This is a genomic window from Pollutimonas nitritireducens (assembly GCF_002849615.1).
GTDB classification, from domain to species: domain Bacteria; phylum Pseudomonadota; class Gammaproteobacteria; order Burkholderiales; family Burkholderiaceae_B; genus Pollutimonas; species Pollutimonas nitritireducens.
The window spans coordinates 26,557-51,132 of the sequence record NZ_PDNV01000009.1; the positions used below are offsets into that span (position 1 = coordinate 26,557).

21 protein-coding genes are annotated in these 24,576 nt (G+C 55.9%); 7 read left to right on the forward strand and 14 right to left on the reverse strand.

Annotated features, from left to right (window positions below; all coding sequences use genetic code 11):
- Positions 1-2 precede the first annotated feature (2 nt).
- Genes CR155_RS14400 through CR155_RS14415 form a run of 4 tightly spaced genes read right to left on the reverse strand, consistent with a single transcriptional unit; the run spans position 3 to position 3,997 of the window.
- Positions 3-1,115, reverse strand: coding sequence for a DegT/DnrJ/EryC1/StrS family aminotransferase (locus tag CR155_RS14400; protein WP_102070744.1), 1,113 nt, complete (start codon positions 1,113-1,115; stop codon positions 3-5).
- Positions 1,099-1,521 (reverse strand): acyltransferase, encoded by a 423-nt coding sequence (locus CR155_RS21280; protein ID WP_199171770.1) that lies wholly within the window; start codon positions 1,519-1,521, stop codon positions 1,099-1,101. Before CR155_RS21280 ends, CR155_RS14400 begins: the two co-directional genes overlap by 17 nt.
- A 56-nt stretch (positions 1,522-1,577) precedes the next feature.
- Positions 1,578-2,639, reverse strand: a complete 1,062-nt coding sequence (locus tag CR155_RS14410; protein ID WP_102070746.1) for a Gfo/Idh/MocA family protein — start codon at positions 2,637-2,639, stop codon at positions 1,578-1,580.
- The gene (locus CR155_RS14415; protein WP_102070747.1) at positions 2,636-3,997 is read right to left on the reverse strand and encodes a UDP-glucose dehydrogenase family protein; all 1,362 of its coding nucleotides are present in this window, start codon (positions 3,995-3,997) and stop codon (positions 2,636-2,638) included. Before CR155_RS14415 ends, CR155_RS14410 begins: the two co-directional genes overlap by 4 nt.
- A gap of 316 nt (positions 3,998-4,313) precedes the next feature.
- Between CR155_RS14415 and CR155_RS14420 the strand changes: the two genes are divergently transcribed.
- Positions 4,314-6,437 carry a polysaccharide biosynthesis protein gene (locus CR155_RS14420; RefSeq protein ID WP_102070748.1) on the forward strand — a complete coding sequence of 708 codons (2,124 nt, stop codon included), beginning with the start codon at positions 4,314-4,316 and terminating at the stop codon, positions 6,435-6,437.
- A 148-nt stretch (positions 6,438-6,585) separates the two neighbouring features.
- On the forward strand, positions 6,586-6,903 hold the full coding sequence (locus tag CR155_RS14425; protein WP_102070749.1) for a virulence factor: 318 nt from the start codon (positions 6,586-6,588) through the stop codon (positions 6,901-6,903).
- Between the two features lie 65 nt (positions 6,904-6,968).
- On the opposite strand, the gene serS is transcribed toward CR155_RS14425, so the two are convergent.
- The 4 genes from serS to CR155_RS14445 all read right to left on the reverse strand — a co-directional run bounded on the left by serS (position 6,969) and on the right by CR155_RS14445 (position 12,799).
- Positions 6,969-8,321: a serine--tRNA ligase gene (gene serS, locus CR155_RS14430; protein ID WP_102070913.1), complete on the reverse strand. Its 1,353-nt coding sequence runs from the start codon at positions 8,319-8,321 to the stop codon at positions 6,969-6,971.
- Between the two features lie 93 nt (positions 8,322-8,414).
- Positions 8,415-9,752, reverse strand: coding sequence for a replication-associated recombination protein A (locus CR155_RS14435; protein WP_102070750.1), 1,338 nt, complete (start codon positions 9,750-9,752; stop codon positions 8,415-8,417).
- A gap of 13 nt (positions 9,753-9,765) precedes the next feature.
- Positions 9,766-10,452, reverse strand: a complete 687-nt coding sequence (lolA, locus tag CR155_RS14440) for an outer membrane lipoprotein chaperone LolA (RefSeq protein WP_102070751.1) — start codon at positions 10,450-10,452, stop codon at positions 9,766-9,768.
- Entirely contained in the window at positions 10,442-12,799 is a 2,358-nt protein-coding gene (locus CR155_RS14445) for a DNA translocase FtsK (RefSeq protein ID WP_102070752.1), read from the reverse strand. Before CR155_RS14445 ends, lolA begins: the two co-directional genes overlap by 11 nt.
- 44 nt (positions 12,800-12,843) lie before the next feature.
- On the opposite strand from CR155_RS14445, the gene trxB reads away from it, so the two are divergent.
- The 4 genes from trxB (at position 12,844) to CR155_RS14465 (ending at position 15,898) form a co-directional block, all read left to right on the forward strand.
- Positions 12,844-13,803: a thioredoxin-disulfide reductase gene (gene trxB / locus CR155_RS14450; RefSeq protein ID WP_102070753.1), complete on the forward strand. Its 960-nt coding sequence runs from the start codon at positions 12,844-12,846 to the stop codon at positions 13,801-13,803.
- Positions 13,790-14,551 carry a Smr/MutS family protein gene (locus CR155_RS14455; protein WP_158238281.1) on the forward strand — a complete coding sequence of 254 codons (762 nt, stop codon included), beginning with the start codon at positions 13,790-13,792 and terminating at the stop codon, positions 14,549-14,551. The genes trxB and CR155_RS14455 overlap by 14 nt, the downstream gene beginning before the upstream one ends.
- Before the next feature lie 19 nt (positions 14,552-14,570).
- The gene (locus CR155_RS14460; RefSeq protein ID WP_102070755.1) at positions 14,571-14,900 is read left to right on the forward strand and encodes a DMT family transporter; all 330 of its coding nucleotides are present in this window, start codon (positions 14,571-14,573) and stop codon (positions 14,898-14,900) included.
- Positions 14,901-15,163: 263 nt separating this feature from the next.
- Positions 15,164-15,898, forward strand: coding sequence for a response regulator (locus CR155_RS14465; protein WP_102070914.1), 735 nt, complete (start codon positions 15,164-15,166; stop codon positions 15,896-15,898).
- Here the strand turns inward: CR155_RS14465 and CR155_RS14470 are convergent.
- The 4 genes from CR155_RS14470 to icd all read right to left on the reverse strand — a co-directional run bounded on the left by CR155_RS14470 (position 15,842) and on the right by icd (position 23,172).
- On the reverse strand, positions 15,842-17,398 hold the full coding sequence (locus tag CR155_RS14470) for an ATP-binding protein (RefSeq protein WP_158238282.1): 1,557 nt from the start codon (positions 17,396-17,398) through the stop codon (positions 15,842-15,844). The genes CR155_RS14465 and CR155_RS14470 overlap by 57 nt on opposite strands.
- A gap of 205 nt (positions 17,399-17,603) precedes the next feature.
- Positions 17,604-20,264, reverse strand: coding sequence for a molybdopterin-dependent oxidoreductase (locus CR155_RS14475; RefSeq protein WP_102070757.1), 2,661 nt, complete (start codon positions 20,262-20,264; stop codon positions 17,604-17,606).
- A 161-nt stretch (positions 20,265-20,425) separates the two neighbouring features.
- Positions 20,426-21,619 (reverse strand): MFS transporter, encoded by a 1,194-nt coding sequence (locus CR155_RS14480; RefSeq protein ID WP_102070758.1) that lies wholly within the window; start codon positions 21,617-21,619, stop codon positions 20,426-20,428.
- A gap of 296 nt (positions 21,620-21,915) precedes the next feature.
- Positions 21,916-23,172: an NADP-dependent isocitrate dehydrogenase gene (gene icd / locus CR155_RS14485; protein WP_102070759.1), complete on the reverse strand. Its 1,257-nt coding sequence runs from the start codon at positions 23,170-23,172 to the stop codon at positions 21,916-21,918.
- 200 nt (positions 23,173-23,372) lie between these two features.
- On the opposite strand from icd, the gene CR155_RS14490 reads away from it, so the two are divergent.
- A complete protein-coding gene (locus tag CR155_RS14490; protein WP_102070760.1) occupies positions 23,373-23,801 on the forward strand; it encodes a DUF1841 family protein in 429 nt (142 codons plus the stop codon).
- Between the two features lie 18 nt (positions 23,802-23,819).
- Here the strand turns inward: CR155_RS14490 and CR155_RS14495 are convergent, their stop codons facing one another.
- Positions 23,820-24,182 carry a c-type cytochrome gene (locus CR155_RS14495; protein ID WP_102070761.1) on the reverse strand — a complete coding sequence of 121 codons (363 nt, stop codon included), beginning with the start codon at positions 24,180-24,182 and terminating at the stop codon, positions 23,820-23,822.
- Between the two features lie 12 nt (positions 24,183-24,194).
- Positions 24,195-24,548 carry a c-type cytochrome gene (locus tag CR155_RS14500; protein WP_199171771.1) on the reverse strand — a complete coding sequence of 118 codons (354 nt, stop codon included), beginning with the start codon at positions 24,546-24,548 and terminating at the stop codon, positions 24,195-24,197.
- Positions 24,549-24,576 lie beyond the last annotated feature (28 nt).

Genomic DNA, 24,576 nt, shown 5'->3' on the forward strand with positions numbered 1-24,576 from the left:
GCCTAGGCGATCACGGCTTGCAAGCAGAAAGTCTTCACCGCGTCGGCAATTTCCACCAATTCCTGTTCAGTCAAATGCTCACCGATCGGAAGGCTGAGCAAATGGCCATCATTGCGATTGGCGAACATATGCTGGTCGGGTTCGCCCAGGTAGCGGTATGCCTGAAGCTTGGGCAATGCGATCGGATAATGCACTCCCGTCTGTATGCCGCCCTCTTTCAGAAAGGCGGCCAGTGCTTCGCGCGACGCGGTACGCACGACGAACAAGTGAAAGGCGTGACGACAGCCATCGGCAACCCTGGGTAATGTGAGGCCATCAATGCCATCGAGTTGGGTGGTATAGAACGAGGCCACCTCGTTGCGACGATTTATCCATGCATCGAGATAGCGAAGCTTGACCGTAAGGATCGCTGCCTGCAGGCCATCGAGCCGGCTATTGCGACCCTCGAATTGATGATCGTACTTGTCGACACGACCATGGTTGGCAATCATGCGGCACTGCCGTGCCAGACGTTCATCATTGGTCGTGATGGCGCCACCATCACCGTAGGCGCCAAGATTTTTCCCCGGGTAAAAGCTGAAGGTCCCTGCATGCCCGATGGCGCCCACACGCCGGCCCTTGTATTCGGCCCCATGTGCCTGAGCACAGTCCTCGATAAGCTTCAATCCCGACTCACGGGCCAGCGCCATCAATCCATCCATGTCACAAGGATGGCCATACAGATGGACCGCTATGATGGCAACCGTTCGCGATGTGATGCGGCTATGCACATCGGCCACATCGAGCGTATAAGTGACTGGGTCCACATCGGCAAACACTACTTTGCAACCGCTGCGCGTCACGGCTTCGCTAGTGGCAATAAAGGTGTTGGCCGGCACAATGACTTCGCCGCCACGCGGGAAGTTCATCGCCTCCAGCACTATTTCGATGGCATCCGTGCCATTGCCCACACCGACGCAATGTTCGGCCTGCTGATACGCGGCGAACCTTCGCTCGAACGTCTCCACGACTTCGCCGCCGATGAATGCGGAGTCCCTTATGACTCCTGCAATGGCCTTGTCGATCTCGGATTGCATGTGCAGGTATTGGGAATGTAAATCAAGGAATTTGATCATTGATGTCTCTTATTTTGCGTGCGGGACTACCTGCATAAACGCCAGGCGCGACAATATCTCGTGTTACCACTGCACCGGCACCAACCACCACGTCATCGCAGATTTGAACCGGCAGTATGGTTGCATTGGTGCCTATCGATACCCTGTTGCCCAGGCGCGTCGGCATCCACAGCGTCTTGTTGCCCCGCGCTGGCCCTCCGTGGCGAAACAGGTCATTTACAAACTTGGCCCCGTGTGAAACAAAACAGTCCTCACCGATTTCGACCAGTTCACAAACAAAGGCATGGGACTGTATGCGGCAGCGGTTGCCAATCTTGACGCCTCTTTGGATTTCGACGAAAGGGCCGACAAACACGTCGTCACCCAAAGTGCAGTCATAAATATTCACCGGATCGACCAGGGTCACCCTTGCGCCGAACACGACATTGGCAACGGAGATGCTTCTGATGCTCGGGCTATTCACTACGCGGCTCCCAGCTTTGAATACTTGGGACGAAAATGTAGTTTTACTTCCCGTCCGGTCTCTATCGATTCGTAGATTGCATTAATAAGTTCCAGACTCTTGCGTCCTTCGAGACCGTCCACCATGTGCCGCTTCTGATTGACAATGCAGTCGACGACATGTTTGTAATAGGCTTGGTGGCCGAATCCGTAAACGTTCGGTGGGTTGACTGAATACTTCGCCATCACCTGATCGTCTTCCGGTTCCGGCTCGACAAAATTCCAGACCTTCATTTCGTTCACTGCAAATCCGCCGATCTCCACTGCGCCTTTCTCCCCAAGTATGGAAATGGAGCCCTCCAGATCTTTGGGCCTTACTGCCGTGGTCGCTTCTATGCAGCCCAGCGCGCCGTTGCGAAAATGCAATATCACGACAGCGGTATCTTCAGCCTCGATATGCGCAAGTGCAGTGGTACTCATGGCCACCACGCTATCGACCTCCCCCATCATCCACTCAAGCAGGTCAACATGATGGCTGGCCTGATTGGTAAGTACGCCGCCATCCAAAGCCCATGTACCACGCCAGGCGTCCTGATCGTAGTAAGACTGGGGACGGCACCAACGCACGCGCACCGTTCCCATTACCAGCTTGCCAAATCGGTCGCGCTCCAACGCCTCGCGCAGTTTCATGACCGGGACATTGAATCTGTTCTGCTTGACGACGAACAACTTGATCCTGGCCCGCTCGCAAGCCCTGATCATGTCGTCAGCATCGTCCATGGTGAGAGCCATCGGCTTTTCTACGACAATATGCTTGCCGTAGGGTGCCAGTTCCTTCACATGGCGCGCATGGTGCCCGCTCTCGGTCAGCACTACGACTACGTCGATATCGATCTCGCGCATCATGCGGTGCATGTCGATGAAACCCGGCACGTTGAAAAGCTCGGCGGTGGCGGCCGCCCTCTCTTCAAGAATATCGCAGACCGCCGCCAGTTCAGCGCCGGCGATCTGATTCTTACCCAAGAGTTCGGCGTGTCGCTTCGCTATCCGGCCGCATCCCACCAATGCAAATTTCAGAGTCATTCCACCCTCTCGATAGTCAGTTCATGTACCTGGGAGACCCGGCCAATGCCGAAGTACTCAATGCCCTTGAGGCCGTCATCATGCAGATCGAAAATGTTCCGCCCATCGAAAATGACGGGATGCTTCAGCCTTGCCTTGATTGCATTAAAGTCAGGACTTCGGAACTCCTTCCATTCCGTCACGATAATCAGGGCGTCGGAACCGTCCAGCGCGACCATGGGGTGCTCGGCATAGGACAACTGACTATTCTGGGGACCGAAAATCCGCCGCGCCTCGTGAATGGCCGCCGGATCGTAGGCAACGACTTTCGCGCCCAATCGTAGAAGCGCTCCGATGACCACCCTGCTTGGCGCTTCCCGCATATCGTCGGTATCGGGCTTGAATGCCAGTCCCCACAATGCAAAGATTCGACCGGTGAGGTCCGGACCAAAACGCGCGACGACCTTTTCGACCAGGACGGACTTTTGCTGCTCGTTTGCCTGCTCCACAGCCGCGAGCACCTTCAAGTCCTCTCCCACGGCGGCCGCTGTGCGAAGAAGCGCCTGTATATCCTTGGGAAAGCATGACCCGCCATATCCGCAACCCGGATAGAGGAAATGCCAGCCTATCCGCGTGTCCGAGCCTATCCCCTGCCGGACCTGTTCAATATCTGCCCCAAGCTTTTCGGAAAGCAAGGCAAGCTCATTCATGAACGATATCCGTGTAGCCAGCATGGCGTTTGCCGCGTATTTGGTCAGTTCCGCAGAACGTGCATCCATCACCAGCAAGCGGTCATGCTTGCGCTGGAACGGCGCGTACAGGGTACGCATGATATGAATCGCATTCGGATCGTTCGAACCAATAACGATACGATCGGGACGCATGAAGTCTTCGATCGCCACACCCTCTTTCAGGAATTCCGGGTTCGATACGACGCTGAACTCAATGTCGGTGCACCGGCGGTCCAGCTCTGCGCGAATCACCGCCTCGACTTTGGTGGCGGTGCCGACAGGCACCGTGCTTTTATCGACAATCACTTTGTAGTCGGTCATGTACTTGCCAATATTCCTGGCTGCGCCAAGGACATACTGGAGATCGGCCGATCCGTCTTCGTCAGGCGGAGTGCCAACGGCAATCAACTGCAAAGTACCGAACTCGACGGCACGCCTGACGTCCGTCGTAAAGTTCAGCCTGCCGGCCGCTACATTCTTTTTTATGATCTCATCGAGTCCCGGTTCGTAAATGCACACACCGCCTGCCTCCAGCAAGGCGATTTTCACGGGATCGACATCAAGACAAAGCACATCATTTCCGACGTCGGCAAGGCAAGCGCCCGTTACGAGCCCGACGTAGCCGCTGCCGATGACCGTCACCCTCATACATCCTCCTCCCCACTCTGCGCATGGCATCCCTGGCTTCGCAGCCAGAGCCCCGTAGTCGTCCGTTAAGTAATTGATACAGACGTTATTGAATGCATCATAGAGAGGAACAATATGTGCGCACATCCGGTCTTTGCACTACCCCATGCGGCCGTCCGAACACCAGTGACTGCTGAATTTCTTACCCCGTCTGACGTATGTCTGGGAGTCGGCGGACTACTTATTATTGGCATATGAAAAAAGAAGTTTCAAATCGCTAGTTCAGAAGCCGGACAAGACCGGTCATCCAGACCGGCAAGACAAGGAGAAGGGAGGGATGAGCTACATTGTTACTGGCCGCGACCCCGCGGAAGGTCTGCGTGCATCATCCAGGCGCAATTCGTTCCGGGGACGACTACTAGCCCTGTCGCGCATTCAAAAACGCGCCCTTCAAATCGCTGCGGACACGTTGCTTATCTGGCTCGCCTTATGGCTTGCATTCTATTTGCGTCTGGACGATATGGACGCTGTCCGACCTTTTGGAGGACATGCGTGGCTCTTCGTTGCCGCTCCAGTACTTACTGTGCTGGTACTGGCACGATTCGGCCTATATCGTGCTGTCCTGCGCTACGTTGGCTATCAAGCCCTGGCGACAGTCGCCATGGCGGTAAGTATCTCCTCAGCCTTGCTGGCCATCTTCATTTTTTTCTACCCTGAGCCGGTCGCACTGATTCCCCGCTCTATCGTCATCATCTATTGGATGCTGTGCCTCATGTTCATTGCGGGTTTGCGCATCACGCTCAAGCAATACTTCCGGGGACAGGCTTTTACCCTCACATCATTTCGGCCCGATTCCATTCGCCGGGTGGACAACAACCCTAGCGGGAAGATCCGAGTGGCCATTTACGGCGCCGGCGATGCGGGCAACCAGTTGCTGATGGCTTTGCGGCTTGGCAATGAACGTCATGCCGTCGGGTTCATTGACGACGATCCCGATCTGACTGGCCGCGTTATTGCTGGGATGCCGGTTTACGGGCCGCAGCAGCTCAATGCGCTGATCAATGAACGCTACGCCCAGGAAGTATTGCTGGCCATTCCATCGGCCTCCCGTGCGAGGCGCGCAGAAATCGTCGACCTGCTAGCTCCCTATCCTTTCAGTGTCCGCACTGTCCCCGGCTTCATGGACCTCGCGAGCGGCCGCGTCAAGGTCCAGGACTTGCGCGATGTAGATATATCCGATTTGCTGGGACGTGATCCTGTACAGCCAAATCGGGAACTCCTGGAACAATGCATACGGGATCAAGTCGTCATGGTGACCGGGGCGGGAGGTTCCATTGGAGCTGAATTATGTCGCCAGATCGTCCTGAGCCGTCCCAGCACGCTGATATTGTTCGAACAAAGTGAGTTCAATTTATACAGCATACAGGGCGAGCTGGAAGCTTTCGTACATCATTCCGGGGAGCTCGATATCAGGATCGTACCGGTGCTCAGTTCCGTACGTAATCAGGATCGCCTTTTCGACGTCATGTCCATCTGGCATGTCAACACTGTCTATCATGCTGCCGCCTATAAGCATGTGCCGATGGTGGAACGCAATATCGCCGAAGGCGTCATCAACAACGTTTTCGGCACGCTGTATTCGGCGCAGGCAGCGTTACGAGCCGGTGTCAGCAACTTTGTGCTGATATCCACGGATAAAGCCGTACGCCCCACCAATATCATGGGGAGTACCAAACGACTGGCAGAACTGATTCTGCAGGCCCTTGCCTGCGAAGCTCATCCACGGCTTTACGGCGAGGATGGCAAGCCAGCCATTCAAAACCGAACGCGCTATTCGATGGTGAGATTCGGCAATGTACTGGGCTCGTCAGGATCGGTCGTCCCCCTCTTTCGTCAGCAAATACGCAACGGAGGTCCCGTCACTGTCACGCACCCTGAAATGACGCGCTATTTCATGACCATACCGGAAGCTGCGCAGCTGGTCATACAGGCGGGCTCCATGGGTCAAGGCGGCGATGTGTTCGTGCTGGATATGGGCGAACCCGTAAAAATCGCCGATCTTGCAAGAAAGATGATTGCCCTGTCCGGCCTGAGCGTACGCAGCACGATCAATCCCGGAGGCGACGTCGACATCAAGTTCATCGGCTTGCGTCCAGGAGAAAAACTATATGAAGAGCTCCTCATCGGCAACAACGTAAGCGCTACCGAACATCCTATGATCATGCGTGCAAACGAAAAGCGGCTGGAATGGGAACAGCTCAAGCCTGTCTTGACCGATCTTCGTAATGCTGTAAAAAATGACAACTATCCGCGTATCCAGCAATTATTCATAGAGCTGGTTGACGGCTACCAGCCCGAGGAGGCAATGGTCGACTGGATACACCTTCAACAAACAGCGGCGAGCCGCGTCGAATCCGACATGCAGGACTCTCTGCCAACCTTTCGTGCGACCCCCGTCTGATTTAAAGTTTGAAGTATGAAAACGTAAACAATCCACGCCTATAAAGGCGGCTGGTTGCATTTGGATTCGTATTAGGTCGTTTCGCTAACAACTGTGAAATGAGATTCCGGACACAATGAGGCACTCAGACTAAAAATAAGGTGCTGTCATGAAACGATTGTTATTGGCTGGAGCGGCTACTTTGGCAATGCTGGGTTCATCAGCAGCAATGGCACGAGTCGATGTCGATATCTCCATTGGAGTGCCAGGGGTCATCTATAGCGAACCTGACTATTATTATCCACCGGTAAGATATGTAGAGCGGCCCCGCGTGATAGTGGTACCGGAGCGCCGCTACCACAGGCCAGTAACGGTTTATGGCCCGCGCTATTACCGCGAAGACTATCGTGATGGCCGACATTACAGGAAGCACCATAACAAACATCATGGCAAGCACCATAGCAGACGTGGGCATCGGGATGACTGAAGCGCATCCCTGACGAACGAAAAGCTGCAATTGCAGCTTTTCGTTCGTCAGGCAGTATTCCGGGCTCAGCACGTAAGGCTGGTTGCTCCACCCATATATGGACGCAAAACCTCGGGGATAATCACACTACCGTCCTGCTGCTGGTAATTTTCAAGCACTGCGACAAGTGCGCGACCAACAGCCAGGCCTGAGCCGTTCAATGTGTGCAGGTATTCCGGCTTACCTTTGTCAGCGCGATATCGGGCCTGCATCCGGCGTGCCTGGAACGCTTCGCAATTCGAGACGGAGGATATCTCCCGCCAGGTATTCTGGGCAGGCAACCATACTTCAAGATCGTAGGTCTTTGTCGCGCCGAAGCCCATGTCGCCACCACAAAGCAACACCACACGATATGGCACCCCAAGACGCTGGAGTACGGCCTCGGCATGCCCCACCATTTCCTCGAGTGCGTCATAAGAGCTTTCCGGGTGTACGACCTGTACCATTTCCACCTTGTCGAACTGGTGTTGCCGTATCATTCCTCGCGTATCGCGCCCGCCACTGCCGGCTTCCGATCGAAAGCACGGCGTATGCGCGGTCAGTTTCACAGGGAGATCCTGAGCCGGGATGATCGTATCCCGGAACGATCCTGCCAGCGTGATTTCGGAGGTGGAAATCAGATAGAGATCTTCGCTGGCAATGACATTGCCCTGATCATCGAGATTCGGTTCAGCGTCCTGTCCACCTTTGGTCACCCAAAACATGTCGTCCTTGAACTTGGGTAACTGACCCGTTCCAAAGAGTGTGGAGCTGTTGACAATGTACGGCGTATAGCATTCTTCGTAACCATGTTCGGTAGTTTGCAGATCGAGCATAAATTGCGCCAAGCCGCGATGCAGGCGCGCCATGGGTCCACGCAGCATCATGAACCGCGCACCGGAAAGCTTGCGGGCCGTTTCAAAGTCCAGCCCGAGGGGTTCGCCCAGACTGACATGGTCTTTAGGTTCGAACGAAAAAGGCTGGGGATTGCCGTTGGCATCGGCCTGTACATGACTAGGAAGCCACCGACGCATCTCGATATTGTCGTCGCTGGATGCCCCTTGAGGCACGCTGTCGTGAGGCAGGTTGGGCAGCGTCATCAGCCATTCGCCGAGTTCGCCCTGTACGGATGAAAGATCCAGTTCGAGCTGCTTGAGGCGGACCGGGATCTCCTGGGATTCCGCCATTTCCTTGCTGGCATCCTCACCCCTGGACTTGAGCTGCCCAATCAGTTTGGACACGGCGTTGCGGCGGGCCTGCAAAGCCTCGGTCTCGACTTGGAGCGATTTGCGGCGGGCTTCAAGCTGGCCGAACCGTTCAATGTCGAACGAGACGCCGCGGATGCCCAGGGCCTTCACAACGGAAGGCAGATCTTTACGCAACTGATTGGGGTCTAACATAATGAACCAAATGTGGATTAAAGGAATGGATAATAGCGGCAAGGGAACCGCCAGCGATTTTACCTGCCCTGTACGGTTCCGCCCGTGCGGCAGTTACTCCTTGCCATGACGCTTATCGAGGTCGCGCAGGAAAGCCAGTTTTTCGGAGATTTTACCTTCCAGGCCTCGGTCGGTCGGCTTGTAGAACTTTGCGCGCACACCGTCGGGAAAATAATTTTCGCCCGCCGCGTAGCCATGAGGCTCGTCATGTGCGTAGCGATAAGCCTTGCCATGACCAAGTTCTTTCATCAATTTCGTGGGCGCATTGCGCAGGTGCACGGGCACTGGGGCGCTGCCGTTGTCCTGAACATATCGGCGCGCCGCATTATAGGCATTGTAGACAGCGTTCGATTTGGCGGCACATGCCATGTACACCAAGGCTTGTGCCAAGGCGAGCTCGCCCTCGGGCGAACCGAGTCGCTCGTAAATATCTGCACCATTCAAGGCAAGCTCGGTCGCCCTGGGATCGGCCAAGCCTATGTCCTCCACTGCCATGCGCACGATGCGGCGCGCCAGGTAGCGCGGATCGGCGCCGCCGTCTATCATGCGAGCGAACCAGTACAGGGTAGCGTCCGGGTCGGAGCCCCGCACCGATTTGTGCAAGGCGCTGATCTGATCATAGAAGGCATCTCCGCCTTTATCGAAGCGACGCAGATCTTGCGACAAGGATGTTTCAAGCCAGGCGGCATCGACAACGGTGCGGCCGGCGCCATGCGCCGATTCCGCCACGACTTCCATGGCATTGATGACCCGCCGTGCATCGCCGTCGGCCCACCGTGCAAGCTGGTCGCGCGCCGCGGGATCGAAGTTCAATACGGCATCGGAAGCCGCATCCCGATTGAGTAGTACGATGGCACGGTCGATGAGTTCCATCAATTCATCGACTGACAGAGACTGCAACACGTACACCCGCGCGCGCGAAAGCAGCGCCGAATTGACTTCAAAAGACGGGTTCTCGGTGGTGGCGCCTATGAAGGTGAACAGGCCGCTTTCGACATAAGGCAGGAAGGCATCTTGTTGGGCCTTGTTGAACCGATGAACCTCATCGACGAACAAAATGGTGCGTCGTCCCTGTCCCTGGGCTACCTGGGCCGCGACCACAGCCTCCCGTATATCTTTGACGCCACCCAAAACCGCGGACATCGAAAGGAACTGAGCTTCGAAGCCATCTGCCATCAACCGCGCGAGAGTCGTTTTGCCGACTCCTGGCGGCCCCCAGAAGATCATGGAATGAGGTCGTCCCGACTGGAAAGCGACCCGCAAGGGCTTGCCCGGACCCAGCAAGTGGGATTGCCCCACCACTTCGTCCAGTGTGCGGGGTCGCATGCGCTCGGCCAGTGGCGCATAGGCGGAAGCATTGATCGAAGATGTGAATAAATCGTGGGAGTTCATCGAGCGCCCATGCTTACCGCATCTTCACTACATCCACGCCGACGGGCGCAACAAACTGGAATTCGCCGGATGCCAATTTGGGATTGGCCTTGATATTGGAGAGTTCGATATGGGTAGTCTGGCCAAAGGCATCCAGCAATTCCAGACGCACCGGTAGACTGTCCTTCAGGCCTATGTCGACATGCGTAAATCCAGCGTCCGCGCTGCGAGGTGTGGCCCGTAACCAATCGAGCCCGTCCTTGCCAGGCAGTTCAGTAACTGAAAATGCTTCGTCCAGCGAGCCCGAACCGAAAAGTATCGCCGCTGGCGATGCACCTATGGATTGGTCAACCTTGCGCTGAGTCACCTGGGCGAGGTCAGGATCGTATTGATACACGAGTTTGCCATCGGACACGATCAATTGTTCGTAGGGCTTTTTCACAGCCCACTTGAACTGTCCTGGGCGTTTGAAGGCGAACTCTCCGGATTGCGGCCGCTTGCCGCCACCCTTGCTGTCCATCGTTTGCTGCGTGAACTGGCCGGTGCCGGACTGCACCTTGGTGGCAAAGTCACGCAACTGAGCAGGCGCCTCAGCCGCGCAGGCCAACAACGGTGCCGTGGCCAACATCGCAGCGCCGGCCGCAAGGCGCAAGCGTGCGAAATGGCCCGCCGCTTGCCGTAGCGCTGTTCCATGCCGGACGGGATTCTGATTATTCTTCATTGGAGACATTTCCTGCAGGAACCAGAATTTCACGATTGCCATTGGACTGCATGGCGGAAACCAGACCGGACTGCTCCATTTGCTCGAGCAACCGGGCCGCCCTGTTATAACCAATACGCAAATGGCGCTGAACAGATGAGATCGATGCACGTCGGTTCTTGAGTATCACTTCGACCGCCTGATCGTAAAGCGGGTCGGATTCGGCATCGGCAAAACCTGTCACGCTGCCCACGCCATCCCCTGTTTCGCCTTCCAGCGTGCCTTCGAGCAGTCCCTCAATATAGTTAGGCTCTCCCTGTTGCTTGAGTGACTCTACCACGCGGTGCACTTCGTCGTCATGAACGAATGCACCGTGCACCCGCGCAGGAAAGCCCGAACCCGGAGGGAGATAAAGCATATCGCCCTGCCCCAGCAAGGCTTCCGCGCCCATTTGATCGAGAATAGTGCGGGAGTCGATCTTCGACGACACCTGAAACGCAATCCGCGTTGGAATATTCGCCTTGATCAAGCCAGTGATAACGTCCACACTTGGGCGCTGTGTGGCCAATATAAGATGGATGCCCGCCGCGCGCGCCTTCTGGGCAAGGCGGGCGATAAGTTCTTCGATCTTTTTGCCGACAACCATCATGAGATCGGCGAGCTCGTCGATGACGACGACGATCATGGGCAAAGTACTTAATGGCTCGGGAGCATCGGGCGTTAGTGAAAAAGGATTCGGAATGGGCTCTTCGCGCTTTATGGCTTCAGTTATCTTGCTGTTGTAGCCAGCCAAATTACGTACGCCCATCTTGCTCATGAGGCGATAGCGTTTTTCCATTTCCCCTACGCACCAGTTCAAGGCGTTGGCGGCATGACGCATATCGGTGACGACGGGTGCGAGCAGATGCGGGATCCCCTCGTAGACGCTCATTTCCAGCATCTTCGGATCGATAAGAATAAGGCGCACCTGGCTCGCGTCGGCCTTGTATAAGAGAGAAAGAATCATCGCATTGATTCCCACCGACTTACCGGAACCAGTGGTGCCTGCTACCAACAGATGAGGCATTTTGGCCAGGTCGGCCACGACGGGGTTGCCAGCGATGTCTTTACCCAGCGCCATGGTAAGCATGGATGCCCCAGCGTGATAAGTCTGAGAGCCGATTATTTCAGACAGCTTGACCATTTGGCGCTTGGCATTGGGAAGTTCGAGACCCATCAAGTTCTTGCCCGGGATCGTTTCGACCACACGGATGCTGACCAGGCTCAAGGCACGGGCCAGATCCTTGGCCAGGTTGACTATCTGGCTGCCCTTCACTCCCGTGGCCGGCTCTATCTCGTAACGGGTGATGACCGGCCCTGCCTGAGCCGACACGACCACAGCCTTGACTCCGAAGTCAGAAAGCTTCTTCTCGATCAGCCTGGAGGTGAATTCTATCGTTTCGGGCGACACGGTTTCAGGCTGCTCGACCGGCATGTCGAGAAGCCCCAAGGCCGGTAGAGAACCAGCACCTTGCGTTTCAAGCGGTGCGGTGAACAAGGTCTTTTGCTTTTCTTTTTCGGCCCGCGGCGACTTCGGCACGGAAGTAATGGCCGGCTCGATACGAACCGGTACTTCGTGCACCAGCTGCTCATGCTTGGCAACCACAGTCTCGTCGCGTACTGCCTTGTTGGCTTCACCCAGGCGACGATCCTCGCGAGCCGCTTTCAGCTCGAGTACACGCCGGACAGCCTTTTCAATGGCGGAACCCACTCTCTCTGAAAGGTACAGCCAGGAAAAACCAAAGAACAGGCTGGCGCCTACTGCTACAAATGCCAGCAATAGCAAGGTACAACCCGTCGTGCCAAGCGACATGGACATCAGGTCGGACAGCAGTTGTCCCAGTTGGCCGCCAGCGCCCGCTGGCAATTTGGCGCCAAACTGCTTCAACTGTAGCGCTTCTATGCCCATCATGCCGACAAACAATAGGAAAAAACCAATGCCGACCTCCCAATGAACGCGCGGCAGGCTCTCAACCTGTGGCTTGGGCAGCAGGATGCTGGTGAGGCGGTAAAAACCGATGGCAACGCGTTGTGCGAGCAGCACCACCAGAAGCCATGCAGAATAGCCGAACAGGAAAAGCAGGAAATCGGAGATATATGCACCCAACGTCCCGCCACGGTTCAGCGTGTGGGTGGAGTGCACGGAGTGAGACCACGCGGGATCGGTAGGATCCCAGCTGGCAAGCACCAGGCCTAGCCATGCCGCCAGGGCGGCGAAGAAAATCCAGCGCGCTTCACGCAGTAGTCCCGACAGCCGAGACTGCAAGGGCGAAGGACCATTACGCACGTTGCGCGAAGACCGGGGAGAGGTAGCAGGTAATCTAGCCATAGACTCATTATAATTGGCTGTTCATGTATTTCGGATCTTCTGTAATGACAACTCTCAAACACGCCAAAGTTCTTATCCTGGGTTCGGGACCAGCCGGCTACAGCGCCGCCGTCTATGCGGCTCGCGCCAATCTGAAACCGGTGCTCATTACCGGATTGGAACAAGGGGGTCAGCTCATGACAACCACCGACGTGGACAACTGGCCAGCCGATGTGCAGGGAGTACAGGGTCCCGACTTGATGCAGCGCTTTCAGGCACATGCAGAACGTTTCAACACCGAGATGGTATTCGATCATATCGCCAGCGTCGATCTCTCAAAGCGTCCTTTCACGCTTACGGGCGATACCGGGGCGCAGTATACCTGCGACTCCCTGATCATTGCCACGGGCGCGTCGGCCCAGTACCTGGGCTTGCCGACCGAGCAAAGCTTCATGGGCCGAGGCGTATCCGGCTGCGCCACTTGCGACGGTTTTTTCTATAAGAACCAGGACGTTATCGTCGTGGGCGGCGGAAACACCGCGGTGGAAGAAGCCCTTTATCTGTCGAATATCTGCCGCACCGTCACGTTGGTGCACCGTCGCGACAAGTTCCGTTCCGAGCCAATAATCCTCGACAGACTGATGGATAAAGTTGCCAACGGTAACATTAAGCTCAAGCTCTTCTACGAACTCCAGGAGGTTCTCGGGGATCAATCCGGCGTAACCGGCGCGAGGCTGCGCAATAATCAAACCAACGCAACTGAAGATCTCGACGTAACAGGTGTGTTTATCGCGATCGGGCACAAGCCGAACACAGGTCTGTTCGAAGGCCAGCTCGACATGAAGAACGGCTACATCATAACCAAAGGCGGCCTGGACGGAATGGCCACCATGACGTCCATACCCGGCGTGTTTGCCGCTGGCGACGTACAGGACCATGTTTACCGCCAGGCCATCACCAGCGCCGGCACAGGCTGCATGGCCGCGCTGGACGCACAACGATGGCTGGAGAATGCGGGCGAGTAAGCCCGGGCGCAAGGGCGCGGCTACGCAAACGCTTGCCGACCTTAAGCGCCTGCGCAAAGAGGCCCAGGCGGCGGCTGATCATGCCGCTGCCAACGCAAGCAGAGATGAAACGGATCGTGCCGTAACGCCGCCTCGCGGCGAAACTCCTGCACACGGGAAAAATAGTGCCGACTCAATAGCGTCGGCTGCTGTACAGGATGAGCAAGACATCGCGTTGTTTCGGCGTGCGGTAAAAAACGTAAAGGCAATAAAAGATACCCGTCGCGCCATCCTGCCACCGGTTGCTCGGGCTTCGAAAGCGATGCTGCGCGAGCGTCGACAGCGGGCTATCGGTGACGATCCAGTTAAGCTACCTCGTGAGTCCGACCACTACAGCCCCGCCGGAATCGACCAGGGCGATACCTGTTTTCTTCGACGCGGCTGCGGGCCGGATCTGATCAATGGGCTGAAGCGCGGAAAGTGGGTGATCAACGCCAGCCTGGATCTTCATGGCAATACGATCGCCGAAGCCCACGAAAGGCTGGACCGGTTTCTCCTATCGTGCCTGGAACACAATATAAGATGCGTGCGCATCGTGCATGGCAAAGGCTATGGCTCAAAAGATGGCGAGCCCGTCCTCAGGGTCACGGTCAGGCGCTGGCTCAGCCAAATGACCGATGTTCTGGCCTATGTGGAATGTTCCGAGCAGGATGGCGGGTCGGGCGCAGTACAGGTTTTATTGCGCGACACACAACAGGCCGTGTCCTGATGAATCACTGGAACACGATATGAGCTGGCTTTATCTTGCTATTGCAATCAGCGCGGAAATCATCGCCACTACCGCGCTTAAAGCATCGGACGGGTTCACACGACTGTATCCGGCGATGATCACGACAGTGGGATACCTGGTGTCGTTTTACTTTCTGGCGTTGACCTTGCGTGTCATTCCCGTGGGGGTCGCGTATGCAATTTGGTCGGGAGCCGGCATCGTGGCCATTTCGATGATCGGGTATGTCATGTTCAAACAGACGCTCGACGCTGCCGCTTTAATCGGCATAGGCCTTATCATCGCAGGCGTACTGGTCTTGAACATTTTTTCAAAATCGACCATGCATTAAGACAGGCCAGCCGGCAGAAAATGCTTCGGGAATGACAAAGGCCGACAATTGTATTGTCGACCTTTGTACTTTTATATTTTTTATGGGACCTGCAACTTTCTTATGTACCGATTTATCGGCTTGCCCATGCAGGGCTTTGTCTCCTCACCTGCATGGAACGCATTGTGCATGATTTTTCAAAAGCTAACACCTAGGGAATGCACTAAGTTAATGCGGATTTTATCTAAGCCAGGGCGTGATTCGCCATTATGGTGCATCGCGTCATGAATCAGCTGCCTTCTGAAACGCTTACCATACTGGTCGTCGATGATGATCCAGTAACGTGTGCGCGGCATAAAGCCTACTTTGAGCGTCAAGGCTACCTCGTATTGATCGCCGGCAGCGGCCCTGAGATGTGGCACTGCATGCAGCACGCGAAAGTTGCCTTGATATTGCTGGACGTAGGACTGCCAGGCAAAGATGGTCTCGAGCTTGCCCGCGAGTTACGTGCTCACGATGACTATTTGGGAATAATCCTGGTAAGCGGACGTGACGACGATATCGACAAGATCGTAGGGCTGGAGTCGGGCGCCAATGATTATGTGACGAAACCGTTCAATTCCCGCGAGCTGCTGGCGCGCGTAAAGATCGTCCTGAGACAAACCCATCGACTACGTCCGCGTCAATTAATTGAAGTGCAGCAGGAACTTCGCTACTTCGGTGGCTGGACGCTGGATCTCGCTTGCCGCCGACTCAAGGACGACAACGGAGGCGAACTCACGCTATCGCGCGGCGAAATGGATTTACTGATAGCCCTGGGGCAACGGCCGGGCATGGTGGTTAGCAGGAGCACACTCACGCAGGCGATAAGCCAGCGACCGTGGGACGCGTCCGACCGCACGATAGACGTACTGATATCAAGACTGAGGAAAAAATTACGGGACGACCCTCAAAAACCTCGGCTAATCATCACCATCCGTAGCGAGGGGTACGTTATGGTGGGCCGCCAAGAGGCTTGACCTGAGTTCATCACAGCTTGCGTGGCACAGCCGTGCAAGTTCCGAAATAAGATGGTCCATCACAGGCTCGTTTACGATGGGTCCGTTCGTCGCTATTTCAAGCTGACGTGCGGCATCAACGACGAATGTCATGCCCAGGTTGCCGGCTGCGCTGCGCAACCGATGGGCATCGCCCGCGACGGAAATCCAATCCTTGCGCAGTACGGCAGCATCAATGGCACCAAGGTCGGTAGCCACCCCGGCGCGGAATATGTTCAACAATTCCAGCATCATGGCTACGCCGAGCTCCCCGATCTCGGTTTCTACCCAGGCGGCGTCGAGCAGACTTGGGGCCTTGGCAGCGCCGAAAGAAGACGTTGCGTGATCCGCGGGCACGATGGTCACGTTATTGCGCCCCGCCGTCACTGTTCGCAAGGTCTCATTCAATTGCAACGAGGTGAATGGCTTACGCAGGAACGCAGACATTCCAGCCAGCAAGGAGCGCTCCATGACATTGCCCGACAGGTCGGCCGACATGACGATCACGGGCACCTGCTTCCACATTCCCCCTTGCATCTCGCGAATCTGCATAGCCAAGTCTATGCCGGAAGTGCCTGGCAGGTTCATATCCATCAAGATGGCGTCCACCCGGTCTCTTGACTGCAGAATGTGCAAAACTTGGCGACCATCGCCGGCCACAAGTGGATGATGGCCATTCGATGCAAGATAGCGGGTACAAACAAGACGGTTGATTTCGTCATCTTCCACCAGCAAGACTGTCAACGAACCCGCATCACTGGCAGTCGAACGGGCAATAGACCGCGATGCTGTCGCCGGCATGCTGGCCGCACTATCGAACTCAAGGTGAAAGCGGATGCGGCTTCCTTCGTTCAACTTGCTGTCCAGGCGGATATCGCCGCCCATTCCGTCAATCAGGCGCCGGCAGATCGCAAGACCCAGGCCTGTCCCCCCCCGGCGGCCGTGAACCAGATGTTCCACCTGCACGAAGGGCTTGAACACCTCGGCGCACTGTTCCGAAGGAACACCAATTCCGGTATCGGTAATTGAAAAATGCAGCATCACCCGCTGGGCGCGCGATGGGTGGGCCGTCACCGCGATCGTGACTGACCCTTCATCGGTGAACTTGATGGCATTGCCGATAATGTTAAGCAAAACCTGATTGAGTTTGCGTCGGTCGCCCATGATGACGACAGGGACATCCCGATCGATATCGCGGATCAGTGCGATGCCTCGCTTCTGCGCCTGTATCGTCTGCAATGAAAGCATGTCATCGATGACGGCATGCACGTCGAACGGGACGATCTGAGCCTCGTACTTCCCCGATTCGATCCGCGAATAATTCAACATATCGTCCAGGACTTCCAATAGCGTCGTGTTCGCGTAGGAGATCATCCGCGCGTACTCGCGCTGACGCTCATCCAGCTTGGTATCCTGTAACAATTGCACAGCGCCACTTACTCCGCTGAGCGGCGTCCGAAGTTCATGGCTGAGAGATGCCATGAACACGTTTCCCGCCTGCGCTTTCTCCTCGATTCGTCTGAATCGGCAAACGAGATGAAACGTGTAATACATCCACATCGGAATGACAATTGCCAAGACCAGCATGGTTATCCAGTACAGCTTCGGAATAGTGATCTCCCTCCGTTGAGCAATAAAAAGCCCGGGTTGGGTACCGGGTCTTAAAGAACAACAAGTAGCCGGCCTTTTACTTGGTCACTGCGTCCTTTGCGTTCTTGGCCAAGAACTCCAGTACCAGCTTGCGTTCGCCGTCGTCCAGGCCGGCACGCGGGAACATGCTCTGCGTGATGCCCATCCATTGACTCATTGTATAGTCGCCGGGCTCTCGCGCCACGTGACACAAGGTACACCGTCCATAAAACAACTTTTCGCCCGGCGACATGGACCCGAGAGTCGCCCCTTTCAGGTTTTGTGCGCGGGTAGCGAGGTTCATTGAAGCGATATCCAGCGCGATGCCCTTGTTCTGTTCGATGGCAGGGGGTTCGAATGCCCGATTTTCGGATTCGGGATCAATACATTTTTTGAGGCTGGCCACGCAGGTATTGGCGCTTGTCGCCTGACTCAGCCCGCTAGCCGGAACACTGGTCGTGATGACATTGATCGATCCACTGTTGCATCGGCCTTTCGAGTCGAATTGCACCCATCCGCCTTCTTCCAGACTGACGACACCCTTCATGATCTGTTCAGTCACGCGTGCGCCCGCAATCACGGCACCGCGTTCGTTGAAGAGCTCCACCAGGTCGCCATCCTTGATGCCATTGGCCTTCGCATCTTCAAGGCTCACCAGCACATGCTGGCGTCCCTGGATGTGCTGCTCATTGCGAAGGTCGGTATTGGCCATTTGCGAATGCAGGCGATTGAATGGATGCGGACTGACCACATGCACCTGGCCGGGCTTGGCATTACCCAAATATTCGATGGGCTCCAGGAACTTAGGGATCGGCGGGCAATCAGCAACCTTGGCTTTGGCGATGACGTCGCAATACAGTTCGATCTTGCCCGACGCGGTATGCAGCGGCTTGTTAACCGGATCAGTATAGAAATCGCCATGGCGCACCCATTGATGCATCGGTTCGGGTACGTCCAACTTAACGTGCCCTTTCTCCCAGAACTCATCAAAAGGAATACCCGGGTTGGCATGCGCATAGGCATTTTGAAGGATTTGCTTAACGGTCAGGCCTTCAGTGAATTGAAAGCCTACGCCCATCAGATCGCCGAGACGCTTGAAGATCTCAAAATCATCCAGACTCTCACCATAAGGCTCGATCACCTGCCGCATGGCATAGATCTTATCGTTGCCATAGGTACCGCCGGAACTCATATCATCGCGTTCAAGCGCCGACGTAGCCGGCAATACGATATCGGCGAAACGCGACGAGGCGCACCACCATGGATCCTGGCAGATGAACGTCTGGACCTGCTGGTTTAATGCACGCAACAACTCATTCGTGTCCTGCTGGTGCGACATCACATTATTTCCGGAGGTATAAACGAGCTTGACATCCGGAAAGGTGTCTTCAGTACCATCACGCGTGTACTTCTTGCCCGGATTCAGCAACATCTCGCTGATGCGCGATGCAGGGCAGCGCGAAGTCAACGGATTACGCCCTTGAGGAATGCCGATAGGCATCACCTTGGTCGATTGCGGCATTCCGCCGCCACCATAGTGCCAGCTGAAACCGATGCCTTCACCCGGCTTCCCGATTTTGCCCAGCATCGCGGCCAGATTGATGGCTGCCCAATGAGGCATCTCGCCATGATGAGCGCGCTGTAACGACCAGCCAATGGCAAACTGCGTCCGCTTGGCGGCGAACAGCTCTGCCAACTCGACGATTTTTGCCGCGGGAATACCGGTGATTGCTGCGGCCCATTCGGGTGTCTTGGGAGGTGTCCCGTCGGCGTCCTTGCCCAACAAATAGGGCAGGAATTTGTCCAGTCCGACGGTGTATTTATCCAGATACGCCTGGTCGTGCTTGCCGTTGGTATATATGTACCAGGACATGGCAAGGAACAAGGCAGTATCCGTATTGGGCACGATTTTCACCCAGTCCGAGCCCATGGCAACGTCGGTGGGTGTGTATTGAGGGTTGATGGAAATGAACTTGACGCCCCTTTCCTTGATCTTCTTCCAGCGAGGGTACATCTGGTGATCGGCCACCGTGAACTCGACGCGATTATTCTTCCAGGGATCGCAACCGACCCAGACCATGACTTCGGTCTTGTCGGCAATGACTTCCCACGCGGTCTGCGGCGAATACACTTCCATATCGCCGATGATGTGCGGCAAGCTGATCTGCGACGCGCCGGCTGAATAATCGCCCGTGGTGACGGAATGGCCTCCTATCAGGTTGAACAACCGGCCCTGAAGAACCTGTGGTCGCAGAAGTCCCGCATGCGACCAACCACCGTACGAAGCACTGAACAATGACTGATTCCCGTGCTTTTCAGCCGTGGTAAGGATCGCATTGGCTGTGATGGCCAGTGCTTCCTCCCAACTCACCCGGACGAAGGGCTCCTTGCCCCGCAGATGCGGTTTCGTATCACCGGTGGGGTCGGCCAGATACGACTTGCGGATCATTGGGTACTGAACCCGGGTCTTGTGATAGACGCGACCGAGCAGCCCCTCGGTAAGCATTTTCGTGGGCATGGCGTCCAGGTCGGGCAGAGCCTGGACACCGATCAGCACACCGTTCTGCACGACAGCCTTGAAAGGTCCCCAATGACTGGCACTAGGTATGGTCACCGTGTCGGCCGCAAATACCGCATTTGCGCCGAACCATGTGAGTCCGTTGGCGGCTACCGTGGATGCCACCGTGGTCTTGAGGAATGTTCTTCTACTGACTTGCATGTTGCACTCTCGCCTAAAGTCGTTTACTTCAGAAACTGCCTAATCCAAAGTGTACGGAGCGGTCGTGAACCCGATGAGCGGATCGAGTTAATGCAGCGGAGAGATTTGTTAATCGCGTTAACAGGCGCCAGCATTGCACACTGCCTCGCTGTGCAGTGCCTTCATATATCACGCCTTGGCCCGCCATGCCGTGGCAACTGATGCCAGAAGATGACGGCCGCGACCAGGCCAAATGCACCGGTGGCGGCAATGCCCGCGCTCAGCGATATCAGCGCGGTCAGACTAGACAAAAGAATAGGACCCGCACTGGTTCCAATGTCGGCGATCAGCCGCCACAGCCCCAGAAACTGGGTCCTTCCCACCGACGGCGACGCATCAGCACCCAGGGTCATGACGATACCCGACCCAATGCCATTACCCAGCCCCATCAGCATGCACACGAGAGAAAAGCTGAGCAAAGCGCCCGTGAGCGGTAAGGCAAACAGGGAAGCCGCCAGAATGAGCGAACAGGGTAACGCCACCCAGAGACGGCCATACTGATCCATAATTTTGCCGGCGGGATAAAACACCAGCATATCGATGGACGACACCAGACCGAAGACCACGGCGGTCATCGCAGGCGTCAAACCGATGGCGTCTGCCCACAGGGGTATGGCGACCTGACGCGACGCACGCATTGCGCTGATCAACAGTATCCCGAAGCCCAGTGTGAGAAACACATGCCTGTGCGTCGAGGCAATACCACTCATGCGTGACGTAGGCGGCGCAACGACGCCTATGTTGTCGCGCAGCTGCAGCTCGGGCAAAGCAAAGGATAAGGCGCCGGCGGCCACAAGCGCTGCAATTGCCACGTAGTACGCTCCCGCCAAACCTACCATATGCATCAGGGCCGCGGCTGCAAACGGACCTATGAACATGCCAATACGTTGTGTTCCACCCAGTGTCGAGAATGCACGCGCACGCATATGCACCGGGACCGCGTCCATCAGATAGGTTTGCCTGGCCAAGTAGAACACGGCTGTTGCAAGTCCCATAAGCAGCACACCAAGCGCCAGCAATACCGGATGACGAGCCACTGCGCACAACGTGAGCGCCAGCACGCTCAACACCGCCGCGCCGATCAGCGAGCGCCGTTCACCATGTCTGGAAGTGATCATCGCTGCGGGAATGTTGCCTGCCAGGGACCCTAGGCCGACCAGGGCGGCAATGAAACCCGCCGTGGACGGCGAGGCGCCGATGTCGATGGCGCTCAGCGCTATCACGGGCAGGATTGCTCCGTTGGCAATACCGAACAGCACCGACGGCCCGAAAGCCGGGATGATTATTTTGTTCCAGCGGAACGGTGTATCGCTCATGTAAAGCTCTGTGACTCGTCGGCGACCTTCCGCGCTGACATCAGGAATGGACAAAAAAGTCCAAGGGCATCATTTTGCCATTACCACGAGGCAAGCTACGGGCGTTCTTCCTATTCTGCTGTGTCAGGCATAGTCGCGATATATTTTGGTGGCGCCTGAACGTGCCAGAGGAACATTAAAACCGCAACGTCACTCTATTGGGCAGTACGATAGATGGTAGCGCTACACAAGCAAGAGCCCTGCTTATCTGTGTAAACAGGGCTCTTTCAGATTTCGATGGATCAGTTCAAAACTGACTACATATTTTCGATCATGACCTGGCCGAAACCGGAGCACGAAACCTGTGTGGCGCCTTCAAGCAAGCGCGCAAAATCGTAGGTCACTTTCTTGGACAGGATGGATTTTTCCATGCTGGAAATGATCAAGTCGGCGGCTTCTGTCCAGCCCATGTGGCGCAGCATCATTTCGGCGGAGAGGATCTCGGAACCCGGATTGACGTAATCTTTACCCGCATATTTAGGCGCTGTGCCATGCGTGGCTTCGAACATGGCGATGGAATCGGACAAGTTGGCTCCGGGAGCGATACCGATACCGCCGACCTGTGCGGCAAGCGCGTCGGAGACATAGTCGCCGTTAAGATTCAGCGTGGCGATGACGTCGTATTCGGCAGGACGCAACAGGATCTGCTGCAGGAAGGCGTCGGCAATGACGTCCTTGACCGTAATCTCGCGACCGGTCTTGGGATTCTTGAATTTGCACCATGGACCGCCGTCGATGAGTTGCGCGCCGAATTCCTTTTGAGCAAGCTCATAGCCCCAGTCGCGGAAGCCACCTTCGGTGAACTTCATGATGTTGCCCTTATGCACCAACGTGACCGATGCCTTGTCATTGTCGATGGCGTACTGGATGGCCTTGCGCACCAGGCGCTGCGTGCCTTCACGCGATACAGGCTTGATGCCGATACCTGAGGTTTCGGGGAAACGAATCTTGGTGACGCCCAGTTCATTTTGCAGGAACGCGATCAGCTTCTTGGCGTTGGCGCTTTCCGCTTCGAATTCGACGCCTGCATAGATGTCTTCCGAGTTTTCACGGAAGATCACCATATTGGTTTTCTCAGGCTCTTTCACGGGCGACGGAACGCCCTTGAAATACTGGATAGGCCGCAGGCAGACATACAGGTCGAGTTGCTGGCGTAATGCCACGTTCAGCGAGCGGATACCGCCGCCGACCGGCGTCGTGAGAGGACCTTTGATCGAAACGACGTAATCCTTGACAGCTTCCAGCGTTTCTTCAGGCAACCAGACGTCGGGGCCGTAGATTTTGGTGGATTTTTCACCCGCGTAGACTTCCATCCAGTGGATCTTGCGCTTGCCACCGTAGGCCTTGGCAACTGCAGCGTCAACGACTTTGAGCATGACAGGCGTGATGTCGGCCCCGGTGCCATCGCCTTCGATGAAAGGAAGAATGGGCTCGTCGGGGACGTTGAGCGAAAAATCGGCATTGACCGTAATTTTTTGGCCCGCTGCGGGTACCTTGATGTGCTGGTAGGACATGAATGCTCCAGTTGTGCTCTATAAGGAGTAAGAATCGGATAAGTGCCAAACGAAAATGCGTAGTCTTATATAAGAGTAGTTTATCCTAAATCGTGGTCTGTATCCGACCTTAAAGCATACTGCGAACTGCCCTGACGTCAAAGAGGCTTTAAAATGGTCATTTTCATCGAACAATGTGGTGGTAAGCCACGGGATGTCTTATGTTCAATCCATCGCGCGAACAGGTGCGACAGTTTTTTACCGAAGCCTGGACCAAGCGGAAGGCGGGCGGTGTGTTGACACCGCTCGAAACAATGGCGACCGACCTGGTCGAACTGCACCCTGAATATCACGCAGACTTGGGAAACCCGGAAATCGCGGAAGCCGACTTTTCTGTGGAAAAAGGCCAGACCAACCCATTTCTGCATTTATCCATGCACCTGGCCATCAACGAACAATTGTCAATAGATCAGCCACCGGGCATCAAGAAAGCCTTCCAGGGTCTGCTGGCCACGCGCGACGCCCACGAAGCCGCCCACATCATCATGGAAGCGCTGGGCGAAGTCATCTGGGAAGCCCAGCGGCTGGGCACCCCATTTGATAGCGATAAATACCTGGAATTGATCCGCCGTCATGCCACGCGTGGTTGACGGCGTTCCGACTGAATACTACTTGCGTACCGCCAGAGGTGACTCGAGACTGGACAACCAAGCCGCGATATTGGCGATATCTGTCGAGGAAAGCGGCGCCGCCATAGCGCCCATTACAGCATTCTTGCGAATATTCGCCGTGGCGGGAGCGCCACTTGCACCGCGTTGGTAGGCGCGCAAGGCATGCCGTAGATAATCTTCATGTTGCCCGGCCAGTATGGGATACGTAGGCAATACCGATGTCTTGGCATCGGCACCATGGCACGAGGCACAGGCGAATTTTTCAAATGCCGCTTTGCCGGCGGCCACATCGGCGGCGACAGCACCGGATGCAGTGGAGAACATGGCGGCGGCCGCCAGAGCGAATGACAGTTTTTTCATGCTGGCCCCCGATTATTTAAGGCTGGAGTAATAGGCGGCCAGGTCGGCCATGTCTTGTGGCGACAGGCTTTGCGCGATGGCTTCCATGGTGGGGAACGAGCGGCCGCCATTGGCGTATTCATTCAGGGCGGCAACGATATACTCTGCATTCTGGCCGGCAATCATGGGAACGTTATAGACCTCTGGAAAACTGGCCTTATAGCCCGGTATGCCATGGCAACCGATGCACATCGAGATCTTAGAGAGAGCGGCCTTGGCGTCGCCCACGGGCGCGGCATCCGCCGCGAGGGCTTGGCCCGCATAAACACAGGAAGCCATAACGGCCAGCGCAGCAAAAGTGCGCGTCAGGGGGGATCGCAGCTTCATAATAGCTCTTGTTAGACAGTGAATAACT

What these genes read in the sequence shown, in the direction of transcription:
- CR155_RS14400 (WP_102070744.1), bottom strand. Translation starts at nt 1,115, where the DNA reads ATGATCAAATTCCTTGATTTACATTCCCAATACCTGCACATGCAATCC.
- CR155_RS14410 (WP_102070746.1), bottom strand. Translation starts at nt 2,639, where the DNA reads ATGACTCTGAAATTTGCATTGGTGGGATGCGGCCGGATAGCGAAGCGA.
- CR155_RS14415 (WP_102070747.1), bottom strand. Translation starts at nt 3,997, where the DNA reads ATGAGGGTGACGGTCATCGGCAGCGGCTACGTCGGGCTCGTAACGGGC.
- CR155_RS14420 (WP_102070748.1), top strand. Translation starts at nt 4,314, where the DNA reads ATGAGCTACATTGTTACTGGCCGCGACCCCGCGGAAGGTCTGCGTGCA.
- CR155_RS14425 (WP_102070749.1), top strand. Translation starts at nt 6,586, where the DNA reads ATGAAACGATTGTTATTGGCTGGAGCGGCTACTTTGGCAATGCTGGGT.
- serS (WP_102070913.1), bottom strand. Translation starts at nt 8,321, where the DNA reads ATGTTAGACCCCAATCAGTTGCGTAAAGATCTGCCTTCCGTTGTGAAG.
- CR155_RS14435 (WP_102070750.1), bottom strand. Translation starts at nt 9,752, where the DNA reads ATGAACTCCCACGATTTATTCACATCTTCGATCAATGCTTCCGCCTAT.
- lolA (WP_102070751.1), bottom strand. Translation starts at nt 10,452, where the DNA reads ATGAAGAATAATCAGAATCCCGTCCGGCATGGAACAGCGCTACGGCAA.
- CR155_RS14445 (WP_102070752.1), bottom strand. Translation starts at nt 12,799, where the DNA reads ATGGCTAGATTACCTGCTACCTCTCCCCGGTCTTCGCGCAACGTGCGT.
- trxB (WP_102070753.1), top strand. Translation starts at nt 12,844, where the DNA reads ATGACAACTCTCAAACACGCCAAAGTTCTTATCCTGGGTTCGGGACCA.
- CR155_RS14455 (WP_158238281.1), top strand. Translation starts at nt 13,790, where the DNA reads ATGCGGGCGAGTAAGCCCGGGCGCAAGGGCGCGGCTACGCAAACGCTT.
- CR155_RS14460 (WP_102070755.1), top strand. Translation starts at nt 14,571, where the DNA reads ATGAGCTGGCTTTATCTTGCTATTGCAATCAGCGCGGAAATCATCGCC.
- CR155_RS14465 (WP_102070914.1), top strand. Translation starts at nt 15,164, where the DNA reads ATGAATCAGCTGCCTTCTGAAACGCTTACCATACTGGTCGTCGATGAT.
- CR155_RS14470 (WP_158238282.1), bottom strand. Translation starts at nt 17,398, where the DNA reads ATGGCATCTCTCAGCCATGAACTTCGGACGCCGCTCAGCGGAGTAAGT.
- CR155_RS14475 (WP_102070757.1), bottom strand. Translation starts at nt 20,264, where the DNA reads ATGCAAGTCAGTAGAAGAACATTCCTCAAGACCACGGTGGCATCCACG.
- CR155_RS14480 (WP_102070758.1), bottom strand. Translation starts at nt 21,619, where the DNA reads ATGAGCGATACACCGTTCCGCTGGAACAAAATAATCATCCCGGCTTTC.
- icd (WP_102070759.1), bottom strand. Translation starts at nt 23,172, where the DNA reads ATGTCCTACCAGCACATCAAGGTACCCGCAGCGGGCCAAAAAATTACG.
- CR155_RS14490 (WP_102070760.1), top strand. Translation starts at nt 23,373, where the DNA reads ATGTTCAATCCATCGCGCGAACAGGTGCGACAGTTTTTTACCGAAGCC.
- CR155_RS14495 (WP_102070761.1), bottom strand. Translation starts at nt 24,182, where the DNA reads ATGAAAAAACTGTCATTCGCTCTGGCGGCCGCCGCCATGTTCTCCACT.
- CR155_RS14500 (WP_199171771.1), bottom strand. Translation starts at nt 24,548, where the DNA reads ATGAAGCTGCGATCCCCCCTGACGCGCACTTTTGCTGCGCTGGCCGTT.